We start from the raw sequence: 11,793 nt of genomic DNA on the forward strand, positions 1-11,793 counted from the left end.
AACCAGTTTTTGGATTCTTGAAGGCTAATTTGCGTTTCACCCGGTTTTCTGTACGCGGAAAATTGAAGGCGGAAAACGAAATGGGTCTCGCGTTAATGGCAGTGAATTTAAGGAAATTCACTGCCAAAAAATAAGAATTTAAAGAATTAATACCCTGAAATAAGAGAAAGGTGAATTTGAGCGCACTCAAATTCACCTTTCTTACTATCTGAAGCTAGTTTTGTCCCAGCCCCATTATAGAGCTACAAATAAATTTGATTTGAAAATAAAGGTGAATAATGAATTTTAATGATGATATAAATAATGTTAATGAAATAAGTATTAAGAGCATATTTAAAGCATTCTCCTTTTGGCCAAGAATCTTTGCTTTGTTATGGAGTACGGATAGAAAAATATTCTTATTAGTTTTAATATTACAAATAACATTAGGTGTACTGCCTATACTATCTGTATTTACTTTACAAGAATTGATAGTAAGCCTAGAGATTATGGATAGTGATAGAGAGTTATTAATAATACCGATAGTTTTATTTTTAAGTGTAAGGGGAGGCTTATACCTACTTGAAGCGGTTAATGCCTATTACCATGGAATCTTCCAAAAACTATTAAGTAATAAAACTAGTTTATTAATCTTATCAAAAGCAAATACCTTAGAACTACAAGATTTTGAAAACCCTAATATACAAGATAAATTACATAGATCTCAACAAGAATCTGGACATAGAACCTATCAAATACTTCAAAATATCACGGTTATAATAGTTGAGTTAATAACAATTATTTCAACATTCGTATTTTTAGCTAGTTGGAAATGGTGGGTAGCATTCCTGGTTATGTTAATACCTGCGTTGTCTTTTTTCCTTACATTAGGATTGGCTAAAGAAGAATTTAGGGTGATTTGGAAGAGGGCGCATGATCATCGGCTTTCATGGTATTTAGGTCTAATATTAACCCGCGACAGAAGTTTTAAAGAAATAAAGGTATATAACCTCGGAAACTATATACTTAACAAATTTTGGACCATAATTTCTAATTTTTATTTTGAAGATGTAAGAATCGCTAGGAAAAGATTAATTTATTCCATCTGCTTTAACTTTCTGAATTTTTTAGTGTTCTCTTTCCTCTTTTTATATGTCCTCTACTCAATTATCGAAAAGAATATTTTAATAGGAATAGGTGTAGGCATAATCCAAGCATTAATTCTGAAAATTACTAGTTCTCAAAGTTTAAGTAGCAAACTTATAAATCTCTGTGAACATAACCTTTATATTGAGCAATTGTTTAATTTTCTGGACTTGAGGATAAATTCCGATTCAAAAGAAAATAAAAATAAAATTCAAATTAAAACATTAGAATCAATTGAATTAAAAGGAGTATGGTTTAAGTACCCTAAAAGTAATGAATACATATTAAAGAATATTAACTTCAAAATAGAAAAAGGGAGTAATATCACCATTGTAGGAAGAAATGGATCAGGTAAAAGTACACTAATTAAAATAATTTCATTATTATATGAGATAGAAAAAGGAGAAATATTAATTAACAATATCCCAATAGATGAAATTGATGTCGAACATTTTAGGAAGAAAATTGGTATACTATTCCAAGACTTTGAATGCTATGAAATGTCTTTAAGAGAAAATATAGGTTTCGGTAAATTAGAATTTATAGAAAATGATAACAAAATAATTAAAGCATTAGATTTAGCTTCATTCCATGAAGATAATCTGGATAAACAATTAGGCAAATGGTTTCTTAATGGTACACAATTATCTGGTGGACAATGGCAAAAAATTGCCCTTGCTAGGTGCTTCTTTAGGGAAGGTGACATGTACATTCTTGATGAACCTAGTTCAGCTATGGATCCTATTGTCGAAAAAGAAATCTTTGGAAAATATAATGAATTGGTAAGAGGCAAAATTGGTATTTTTATTACGCATAGGCTTTCAACAATAAATTATGCTAGTAATATAATTGTTATTGATAAGGGAAAAATCATTGAAGAAGGAACACATAAAGAGTTGTTAGAGTTAAAAGGAGAATATGCAAAGCTTTATAAATCACAGGTTTCTACAATTCACTTAGAAGAAAGTATTAGAGGGTGATTTTTTATGATTGGATGTAAACAGCATCTTAGGAAGTTCTTATATGAAAAATATAATATGACATATGATATATGTATTAAAACACAAAAAAATAATTTTATAGATATAATTTTTTTAAATGAGACTATTGACTTAAGCATAATCCAGAATGATCTTAAGGAATATATAATTTCTTGTAATTTGACACATTTAAATATAAGGATAACCAAAAGGAATAAAAGATTCGAATTTAATAAAACTGAAGAAAATGTACAAATTTTCCACCGCATTTTAAAGGTAGTGGATAAAAGTCTTACTTTTACGCCTGGAAATTTTAAAAATGCGCTGGATATTGTTTTCCCTGAATATGAAATCGATATTTTTAAAATTGAAAACTCAATCCTATACCTATGGATTCCTAGTCATATTAAATTAACCCCCCTTGAGGTAGAGGTAATAAAGAGTAGTATATTTGAATTGGTTCCACTCGGAGTTGAGTTTGAAATAATATAATACATTAATTAGTGTGGAAATGAACAAGAACATTTTGGTTGCTTAAAAGCTTTCAAGGTTTTTAGCTAGCGTTATAAAAATATACTATTACAAATTCTAATACTTAATACTACTAATGCATTTGTGACGTGATTTTTTTCAGAAAATGGACTTTAAATTTAATTCTAAGGCTTGACTACTCAATAGAATTCTAATGGATATGATTATAACCGTTTGATAATCACGTATATATGGATTAAGTAAACTTAAGGAGGTTTAATATGGCAACTATATTAAAAAACTTTTCTAGTGAACACAATTTAAAACTGTTTGTAGTCGGATTATTTTTTTTAATAGGAGGCTTTCCATTAAGCTTTATTATTATTATCCTTGTTCAGGAGGCAATATTTCACCCTAATACTTACTTAATATTTAGCACCCCAATAACCTCCAATATTATATTTTCACTTAGCTTGGTAATATTAACAATTGGGTTAGCTTTAATAATTAACTATACTTCAAAGTTAATAAAGAGTATTGGTGCTTTAGTAATTCTGCTCAGTACAGTTCTACTCTTACTTTCCTTTTATAATTATACTTCTTTTGATAAGGATGGTTTACACATAAATAGATGGGTTACTTTTAATGAGCAATTTTATCCGTGGGAAAGTGTAGAGAATGTAACTCAATTAAATAAAAACGGTCATCCCAGTAAGATAGAATTTACCTTTGAGAATGATAAAGTATATATTTACTCAATTGATAGTAAGTGGTTCTCAAAAAGGCATGAGTTTACTCAATTATTAAGGAATAATAATATAAATTTTAATTATAGAGACTTAGAGTAAATTGTACTTGAAGTTCAAATGCCATTCGATGCCTTCAGATGTTTGATATTTATGATTTATATTGTGTTTTAGATAGCGGTGCCTTTTCTATCTTTAATAAGAATAGAAAGACATTAAAGCAATTATTGCAACAAAGTAATTTATTCGATAATGAAAAGTTGGATGAAATGACTTTAGAGGGATACGATCAATTCATAAACTCTCATAAGAGGAACAAACGAATACTAGGTTTTTTCCCATTAGATTGTATTGGAGATCCAGAACAGACTAAAGTAAACTATGGAAGATTAAAAGAGCTTACAGATGCTAACATCTTTCCGGTTTGGCAGATTACAGACTCTTTAGAGGCTTTGGATCAATTGGGTTGAGGAAGAGCCTGAGATAATTGGATTAGGCGGTTGTGTACCTTTTCTAAGCAGCAGAAAACATATTGTTAGGGATATACTCGATCAAGTAACAAAGAGACACCCTAGTGTTTTTTTCATGGATTAGGCTTAGCAGATGAAATGCTCCTGGAGTTTAATCTATTCTCTGCAGACTCCACAAGCTTTCTTAATGCAAGAAAGTGGGAAGGGGGAAACAAGATATATCTTTCAAATGGCGAGCGGATTAATGCTCCTGAATCAATGTCCACAATATATATAATCAAACAAAATATTCAGTTTTTATTAGGACTTGAAGAAATAAAAAGCAGGCAGTTATCTTTTCCAGAACTGCTAGTGTGTTAAATACCAATTTTGCTGACCTCTTGGTCGGCTTTTTTTAATACCAAGAAAATTTTATTGTGAAATTCTACAGTGAAAATTCTTAGTGTTCTTATGATGAAAAGAGGAGTTAAAACTCTACTCCTAACCTTAAAGGGAGGAAATAAGAACATGAAAAAGAAATTATTGAGCATTACTTTGGCTTTCGCAATAACTCTTAGTGGAGCCGCAGCATTACCAACAGGAGCTTCTGCTGCCTCAAATTTATCAAGTAACTTAGGAGTAGTTGAAATTAGTACCAGCCTAATAAAAACCGAGGTAGCAGCATTTGATGAGTTTCAAAAAGCAACCTGGGAAAATATTAATATTGGTACTAAAAAAGCGGGTGAAATGAACAAATTCCAGATCGAACTTGCAGAGATTCAAAAACTTGCGAAAGTAAAAGACGCTGAAGTAAATCTTGAAAGAGCAAAAGCAGAGTTCAATCAATTAAGAACTAAAAATCCTCAATTAGCGAAACAAAAACTTGATGAAGCCCATAGGAAGTTTGAGCAAGCAAGAGTAAGAGCCGGAGAAGAGTTTAAGCTTCAAGCACAGAAAATACAGACTGATTTCGCAAGAGAGAGAAGCAAAATTAAATCAATGACTTCACAAAACGATAAAGTGATGAAAGATAAGGGCACTAAGGTTCGTAAGACTACTGGTGTTGAAGAGGTACAAAATGCTATTGTACTAGTCAATGAGTATAAAAATAATAAAGTGGATAGTATTCAGGATTATGCAGTAGCCGAAAAAGAAACAAATAAAATCTCTGCTCAAATTTTAGAGCGCGAATATTTTATCAACAAATTAGATACAGAAATCATGAAAATAAAAAATAATTTAAGTGATAAAGGGTACCGCGCTAAAATGGATGCTTTGAATAAAGAATACCAGCTGCAGAGCAATAAATTGCAAGACCAATATGCAAAAATTAGAGATAATGAGAATCAGCGTTACCAAGCGGTCAATAAACGGGCCCAAGATTCAATTTCCTTATTAAAACTGAGGCTCAAGACAATTAGTAAGTAATTATTGTTTTATCCTTTATTAGATATATGGTAATCTAGTTTTAATTAAACATATCTAATGGGAGAACCCACATTACAGAATGTATTAACCTCATTCTGTAATTGTGGGTTCTCTTTTTTTGTATTTAAAACGAGGATAAATTATAGGAGGATAAAGATGATAAAAAAATTAGATAGAAAATCGAAGGCACAAGTCGGTGAAGAAATCTTATTCACAAGACAAGGAAAGGAGCATGAAGGAATAGTTTATAAAGTACAGGACAACAGTGTCCTTGTGGTAATTTCAAATGATTCTAAGGAGTGTTTAGGTTACGAAAATAACAACACTGTGGTTGCTCATAAAAACTACTGTGTGTTGAAACCAGCTAAAAGATTTCACAATTAAAAAACATCACATTATGATATTTTAATAGGATTATGAATTTGCGTTTTTGGAGGCAATTGTGGAACTGAAAAAACAGATTGATCATTTAGATCATAAAAGAACTAACGAGAATACTGAAATCGTAAATTTAAAAGAAATTCACAGGAGAAAATGGATAAGGCTGCAGCTCGAATTGAATAATTCATCTATTCCCCGAACAATGTATGAGTCCTTAGAGAGAATATATTTTTTCCTTATACAATACTCGAATCTCAAAAGCATTGATTTTATAGATACTGATTGTCTTATCAAGTATATAATGCAAAATGCAAAGAAAGAGTTCAAAGACGTTACTCTTAAACAAACCATTAAAGATATAAAGCATCTACAACATTTCCTTATAAATATTAGAGGGATTAAGCACCCACCCAAAATTGATCTCTCTCTCCAAAATATAGACTTATGGACAAGACTATAATACTCTCGATCTTAACATCATTCCAAAAGGACCAATCTTGTAGGTGGATGTAATTTACGCTATGATATATTTAATAGAATATTAAACTATAAAATGGGAATCCCCCAAGAGTACGCAGTAACCACCTTACTGTGTCTCTTGGGGGTTTTTTGTTTGGAGGTAAGTCATGAAAAGGTTAGCAACATTATCAGCTGCCCTTGTTATAGGAGTAGGCAGTCTCCCGGGTCCTGTCCTTGCCGAAACAAACAGTACTGTTTCTAGGATTGAGAACCAAATTGAAGGTATACAGCAGCAAATAGTTAAAATGGATAGCACCATTAATCAATTTCAAAATGAGAAGGCCGTTTTAAAGAATCATATCGAAAGATTAAAAACGGCCATATTAGATAACCGCGCGAAGATAAAAGAAGCTAGAGAGGAGAGCTTTCGACTAGAAACTGAAATTCAAGAGCTGAAACTAAATATCAAGCCCCTGCAAGACAGAGTTTCTATAATTCCAACTTATGATTCAACACTTTTGCCAACTCACCAAAGGATCCAACCGATTCCTTCAGCATTGGAAACGACCAAACAGATTATAACTGAAACTGAAACACTTAATCTGTTAATAGAGAAAGAAGAAGCAATTACATCTAAATTAAAAAAGCAACAAAGCCTGGAACTCGAACTAAGGGGTATGGCTGAACTTTTAAGCGAGCAAATAGCTGAGAAAGATATGCTTCTTTCGGAATTAGAAATTAAGGAAAAACAAAATCATGAAGCTAAAGAAACCTTGGAAAAAGAAAGCGAAATGCTATCTAAACAAAAAACAAGTATTAAAAAGGCGATTGAAAATGAAAAAGCACGGAAGAATGGGAATTTAGGAGATTGGCAAGTTGGTAAATCTAGCACATCAATTTTTGTTCCATCGTCTCCTAAAGGCCAGGTTCCTCCTGAATACATGAAGTACTATCTACATGCTGAACATGAATATGGGATTCCTTGGTACTACTTGGCCTCCCTACATGGAATAGAAACTGATTTTTCTAGACACCCAACAATGATGTCATCAGTAGGAGCAGTCGGTCACATGCAGTTCATGCCGGCAACTTGGGTAGGTCATAAATATGAAACAAGCGGCGGGCTAGTAGCCCCAGACATTGATATAACGGATATAACCCTAATTAAAACGGGATCTGGGTACGGAGTAGATGCAGATAATGACGGTATAGCAAGCCCTTGGAGCATCGCTGATAGCGTGGCCTCTGCAGCTAAATATCTTGCTAGTCATGGATTCAAAAAAGATGTGAGAAAGGCGATATGGCACTATAACCATGCTGATTGGTATGTTGATAAGGTTATTGCACAAGCAGAAGTATACAAAAACAGCATAAAGGTTAGTGAAGATGGTGAAATCAATATAACTGCTGTTGCAAACAATGAGGTCACTACTATAGGTAACCGGTGGATCAATAACTCAGTCTATGTCTTTGGGGGTGGCAGAAACCAAAACGATATTAAAATGGGAAGATTCGATTGTTCCAGCTTTGTCCATTGGGCATTTTCTCAGGTCGGTGTTAAATTAGGGGAGTTAACATCTGTCAGCACTGAAACACTGAAACACTTAGGTACTACCATTAAGGTAGAGGATATGCAGCCGGGTGATCTCGTATTCTTTGACACATACAAAAAGGATGGCCACGTGGGTATATATTTAGGTGATGGGAACTTTATAGGGGCTCAAAGTTCTACTGGAGTAGCGATTGCAAATATGAATGATGGCTACTGGAAAGAAAAATTTAATCATAGGGTAAAACGCATTGATTACGCCAAAAAATAATATTGTATAAATAGTTGTTAGAAAGCAGGAGGAGCAATTAAAAGCTTCACCTGTTTTTTAGTTGAAAAATGAAGAGGTGCCTCTGACGGGATTCGAACCCGCACTCCTTTCGTAAGCATAGGCTAGGGGAGAACACGCTTCCCTACGGACTTTCACCGGCTAGGAATTTCACCTGCCTCAGCTAATTTGCTTTTCGGTGCTTCTGAAACCCTTGCCTTGCGACCCGGTTTCTACAATGTTTTCCGGCGCTCTTCCCTTCTAGAGCTACAGAGGCATTTTTGTATTATATTCTTTAACTTTATGGAGTATCAATAAATTTTTCTTTTATTAAATTTAGTTTCCTATGAGTAAAAAAATTACAATTATCAAGCCTAATAGCGGAGTACCATATCTTTTCTTGATTTTACGATTAGTTCCAGGAATCAATGTAATTAAGTAGTAAAGGGGCATTATAATTAACAGGGGAAGCAGGGACTTTGCAAAGAATGGGAGATTTTCAATGCTTAAAAAGAACCTACCAATAATCAAAAGAGGGATTACAGTTATTAAATAGGACAGTGACACCATCTCACACCTTTAATTTTCCTAAATTGTACCAAACAACTATTTGAATCACAAGGTTTATTAGGTATCTTAGCAGGTAATGAAAGTGGGGGAGCTAGTACACTTGGATGACATCTTTAATATGAAATTTATGTTGACCTTGGTATAGTACTTAGCGTTTAAAATGTTTAATGCAATCTATAGCGCTTACGCTGGTATTAGGCTATTTAGGGCCAAATGATATTGTGTTTATATAATAAAGGGGCTATTTTCCTCGTATAAACGAACTGTTTTATTGAAAATTCGGAAAATAAATTTACTTTATCTATCTTCCTAAAGATAATAGACATAACTAAATGAATAGGAGGGAAACATTGTGACCAAAAAAGTACTCATCGTATTTGCTCTTTTTGCATTATTGATTACCGGAGGGACAAGCCTGTCACTTGCCGACAGTATAACCGAGCAGCTTGAGTTAAATGGAAAGACGTTAAGCACGGTTACTGTAAATGGAAAGCCTTATGTATCAGTGAAACAGGTAGCCCAAGCTTCAGGAGGGGAAGTACATAAAAATGCCAATACATTCGTCATTGGCTCAAGGCTCGACCATATTTTAAAGAAGGGTGTGATTCGGGTAGGAACAACTGGTGATTATAAGCCATTTACGTACTTTAATCCGGAAACAAAAGAGTATGAAGGATATGATATCGAAGCGGCTAAATTAATGGCAGCAGACCTTGGGGTGAAAATCACTTTCGTTAAAACTTCCTGGCCAACCTTAATGGAGGATCTCCATAAAAATAAGTTTGATATCGCGGTTGGCGGAATCAGCCGTAATACAGAACGGCAAAAAACAGCACACTTAACACATCCTTATATAAATGACGGAAAGGCTCCTTTAATACGACAGGAAGATAAAGAGAAATATACAAGTTTGGAAGCGATTGACCAGCCAAATGTCACCATCGGTGTAAACCCAGGGGGAACCAACCAAAAATTCGTGAATGCCAACATTACACAAGCAAGGGTTGTCGTAATCGAAAACAATCTGGATATTCCGAACATGGTTGCTGAAGAAAAAGTAGACGTGATGATTACCGACAGCATTGAGGCCATCTACTATGCAAGCCAGGATTCCAGGCTTTACGCGGCTCTGACGGACAATACGTTCACGAAAAGCCAAAAAGGCTACCTTATGCATCGCGGGGATGCAGTATTTCAGAACTGGGTTAATCTCTGGATGGAGGAGATGGAGCTCAATGGAGAATTTGACCGATTAAAAGAAAAGTGGATATACAATAAGGGAGTATAATAGAAAAGATAGGCCAGACATCTATATCCTATGCTATTCTATTAGAAAAAGAGATGACAGAATAAAACGGGTGATTTTGCAGCAGAAATACTACAGGTTTAACCTCAGCTGTGATTGTTGCTGCCAGTACAACAGGAAAACGCTTTTCCATTAAAGGGCGCTTTTATGGAATAAAATTTAGATTATTAAAAGACTTTATAGTTATTCATTTAAGCAATGTAATTCACAATACAAAGATATTAAACAACTATTTAAACACCGTCTAGGTTAACTGGACGGTGTTTGTGTGATTATAAAGGAAAAATTAAACATCTTTATTGTAACTGAACAGAAACGGCCCTATTATTCTCCAATTATCTAAAGCGAGAAAGAGGGTACCTTTAACTAAGAAAGTTGAATTCCTATGGAGGAGGAGCATTTAAAAGCTTCACCTGTTTTTTAGTTGATAAATGAAGAGATGCCTCTGACGGGATTCGAACCCGCATTCCTTTCGTAAGCATAGGCTAGGGGAGAACATGCTTCCCTACGGAATAGAGGATGTTTTCTAACAAATGAAAGAAAGGTTTAGTGAAAAAAGCAGCTTCAGATAATTTATAGAAGTATATCTCCTTTCACTTTGTATTAAAGAAGAGTAAAAATAAGGAGATGACCAATGTGAAAAAAATTACTGTCTATTCCGCTAACTATTGCGGTTATTGTCGTGCAACTAAGGATTGGCTAGCAAAACATCAATTATCTTATACCGAATTAGATATCACTAATAATGAAATACAAGAAGAATTTCAGAAATATAAAACACCTGGAATCCCACTAATTCTTGTTACGGACGAAGATACCGGCCACACTATTCAGATTAGAGGGTTTAATATTGGTGAGTTAACCGAAGCATTATTTTAAGCCGAATTTTATTCGGCTTTTTATTTTTATTAATCTTCTTTCACTTTATAGGGAAAGGGGTGAAAAATGTGATAAATAATAAAAATTTGATTCTAGGACCGCAACAAATTATTACTGTTTTTGAAGCTCTTAGTACAATCCCTGAGAATTTAGACATCATCAGGGCAAGAGAAGTTTGGTCTCAATCAAAACAAGGTGATGGTATTATCGTAGCAACTATTGATACAGGAGTAGAAAAAGAACATCCAGATTTAAAGGATAATATTATTAGCGGGTATAACTTTACTGCAGATGATAGTCCAAATGTCTTTAAAGATTATACAGGCCATGGAACTCATGTTGCTGGGATTATTGCCGCTAGTGATAATGGAAAGGGAATTGTCGGTGTGGCACCAAAGAGCAAAATTTTAGCGCTAAAAGTAATTGACAGAAATGGGCTGGGAAGTTACGAAAATCTTATTCGAGCCATTCATTATGCGACACATTGGATTGGTGTTAATGGAGAAAGAGTGAATATCATCAATATGTCTTTAGGAGGACAAGAGCCCAACAATTTACTGCACAAAGCAATAAAAGAAGCTAGGCAAAAAGGGATTGTGCTTGTTTCAGCAGCTGGTAATGAGGGTGACGGTGAAGACGAGTCTTTTGAACGTTCTTATCCCGGATACTACAAAGAGGTTATTCAAATCGGTTCTATCACAAGAGATTTCAGACCATCTGTTTTCTCAAATACGAATGTAAATCTTGACTTTGTGGCACCTGGTGAGGATGTACTTTCAACACATTTGAACGGGCGCTATGTACAATTATCTGGTACATCTATGGCAGCCCCTTATGTTGCCGGAGCAGCAGCCTTAATTTTAAAGATTATAGATCCAGATAATCTAAACCCTCCGATGATTCCCTATCTTGTGTATCAGTACCTTCTGGAACATAAAAAACCATTAGATTTTTCTTTTAATCAGGTTGGAAATGGACTAATTCAATTAACTACTTAAAAGAGTGGCCTCCGGGTCACTCTTTTAATTTGAAGATATTTCTAATCTACCTTGAGTTGATATATGGAAGAAAAAAATAAATATTTACAAATTAACCCAAAATATAGAACATATGTTCGAAAATGGTTTACAATTAATAGGTAAGAATCACTTTATAGGATGAGGAAAAATAATATCAATATAA

The 11,793-nt window shown here is 33.9% G+C and carries 13 protein-coding genes; 12 read left to right on the forward strand and 1 reads right to left on the reverse strand.

Going from position 1 to position 11,793, the window contains the following annotated elements; all coding sequences use genetic code 11:
- From M3205_RS25965 to M3205_RS19795, 10 genes are all read left to right on the forward strand, one after another.
- Positions 1 to 134, forward strand: a 134-nt coding sequence (locus M3205_RS25965) for a transposase (RefSeq protein WP_396106107.1), incomplete at its 5' end; no start/stop codon positions are given.
- A gap of 144 nt (positions 135 to 278) precedes the next feature.
- Entirely contained in the window at positions 279 to 2,105 is a 1,827-nt protein-coding gene (locus tag M3205_RS19755) for an ABC transporter ATP-binding protein (protein ID WP_251171442.1), read from the forward strand.
- Positions 2,106 to 2,111: 6 nt separating this feature from the next.
- Positions 2,112 to 2,597: a hypothetical protein gene (locus M3205_RS19760; RefSeq protein ID WP_251171443.1), complete on the forward strand. Its 486-nt coding sequence runs from the start codon at positions 2,112 to 2,114 to the stop codon at positions 2,595 to 2,597.
- 260 nt (positions 2,598 to 2,857) lie between these two features.
- Complete coding sequence (locus M3205_RS19765; RefSeq protein ID WP_251171444.1) at positions 2,858 to 3,424, forward strand: EbsA family protein; 567 nt, start codon at positions 2,858 to 2,860, stop codon at positions 3,422 to 3,424.
- A 38-nt stretch (positions 3,425 to 3,462) separates the two neighbouring features.
- Positions 3,463 to 3,792 carry a hypothetical protein gene (locus M3205_RS19770; protein ID WP_251171445.1) on the forward strand — a complete coding sequence of 110 codons (330 nt, stop codon included), beginning with the start codon at positions 3,463 to 3,465 and terminating at the stop codon, positions 3,790 to 3,792.
- A gap of 507 nt (positions 3,793 to 4,299) precedes the next feature.
- Entirely contained in the window at positions 4,300 to 5,199 is a 900-nt protein-coding gene (locus tag M3205_RS19775; protein WP_251171446.1) for a hypothetical protein, read from the forward strand.
- 156 nt (positions 5,200 to 5,355) lie between these two features.
- Positions 5,356 to 5,583 (forward strand): DUF2187 family protein, encoded by a 228-nt coding sequence (locus tag M3205_RS19780; protein WP_019380836.1) that lies wholly within the window; start codon positions 5,356 to 5,358, stop codon positions 5,581 to 5,583.
- 58 nt (positions 5,584 to 5,641) lie between these two features.
- A complete protein-coding gene (locus M3205_RS19785) occupies positions 5,642 to 6,040 on the forward strand; it encodes a hypothetical protein (RefSeq protein ID WP_251171447.1) in 399 nt (132 codons plus the stop codon).
- Between the two features lie 166 nt (positions 6,041 to 6,206).
- Positions 6,207 to 7,859, forward strand: coding sequence for an NlpC/P60 family protein (locus M3205_RS19790; protein WP_251171448.1), 1,653 nt, complete (start codon positions 6,207 to 6,209; stop codon positions 7,857 to 7,859).
- A gap of 919 nt (positions 7,860 to 8,778) precedes the next feature.
- Positions 8,779 to 9,714, forward strand: coding sequence for a transporter substrate-binding domain-containing protein (locus tag M3205_RS19795; RefSeq protein ID WP_251171449.1), 936 nt, complete (start codon positions 8,779 to 8,781; stop codon positions 9,712 to 9,714).
- Between the two features lie 28 nt (positions 9,715 to 9,742).
- Here the strand turns inward: M3205_RS19795 and M3205_RS25680 are convergent, their stop codons facing one another.
- Positions 9,743 to 9,865 (reverse strand): hypothetical protein, encoded by a 123-nt coding sequence (locus tag M3205_RS25680; protein WP_285871436.1) that lies wholly within the window; start codon positions 9,863 to 9,865, stop codon positions 9,743 to 9,745.
- Positions 9,866 to 10,368: 503 nt separating this feature from the next.
- Here M3205_RS25680 and M3205_RS19800 point away from each other — a divergent pair.
- Positions 10,369 to 10,611 (forward strand): glutaredoxin family protein, encoded by a 243-nt coding sequence (locus M3205_RS19800; RefSeq protein ID WP_251171450.1) that lies wholly within the window; start codon positions 10,369 to 10,371, stop codon positions 10,609 to 10,611.
- Between the two features lie 68 nt (positions 10,612 to 10,679).
- Positions 10,680 to 11,609 carry a S8 family peptidase gene (locus M3205_RS19805; protein ID WP_251171451.1) on the forward strand — a complete coding sequence of 310 codons (930 nt, stop codon included), beginning with the start codon at positions 10,680 to 10,682 and terminating at the stop codon, positions 11,607 to 11,609.
- Positions 11,610 to 11,793: the final 184 nt, after the last annotated feature.

The sequence above is a fragment of the Cytobacillus firmus genome (assembly GCF_023715565.1).
Lineage (GTDB): Bacteria > Bacillota > Bacilli > Bacillales > Cytobacillaceae > Cytobacillus > Cytobacillus firmus_C.

Bases quoted from the DNA above. Each gene is read 5' to 3' on its own strand.
- M3205_RS19790 (WP_251171448.1), top strand. From the start codon at position 6,207: ATGAAAAGGTTAGCAACATTATCAGCTGCCCTTGTTATAGGAGTAGGC.
- M3205_RS19755 (WP_251171442.1), top strand. From the start codon at position 279: ATGAATTTTAATGATGATATAAATAATGTTAATGAAATAAGTATTAAG.
- M3205_RS19765 (WP_251171444.1), top strand. From the start codon at position 2,858: ATGGCAACTATATTAAAAAACTTTTCTAGTGAACACAATTTAAAACTG.
- M3205_RS19780 (WP_019380836.1), top strand. From the start codon at position 5,356: ATGATAAAAAAATTAGATAGAAAATCGAAGGCACAAGTCGGTGAAGAA.
- M3205_RS25680 (WP_285871436.1), bottom strand. From the start codon at position 9,865: ATGGAAAAGCGTTTTCCTGTTGTACTGGCAGCAACAATCACAGCTGAG.
- M3205_RS19775 (WP_251171446.1), top strand. From the start codon at position 4,300: ATGAAAAAGAAATTATTGAGCATTACTTTGGCTTTCGCAATAACTCTT.
- M3205_RS19770 (WP_251171445.1), top strand. From the start codon at position 3,463: ATGTTTGATATTTATGATTTATATTGTGTTTTAGATAGCGGTGCCTTT.
- M3205_RS19760 (WP_251171443.1), top strand. From the start codon at position 2,112: ATGATTGGATGTAAACAGCATCTTAGGAAGTTCTTATATGAAAAATAT.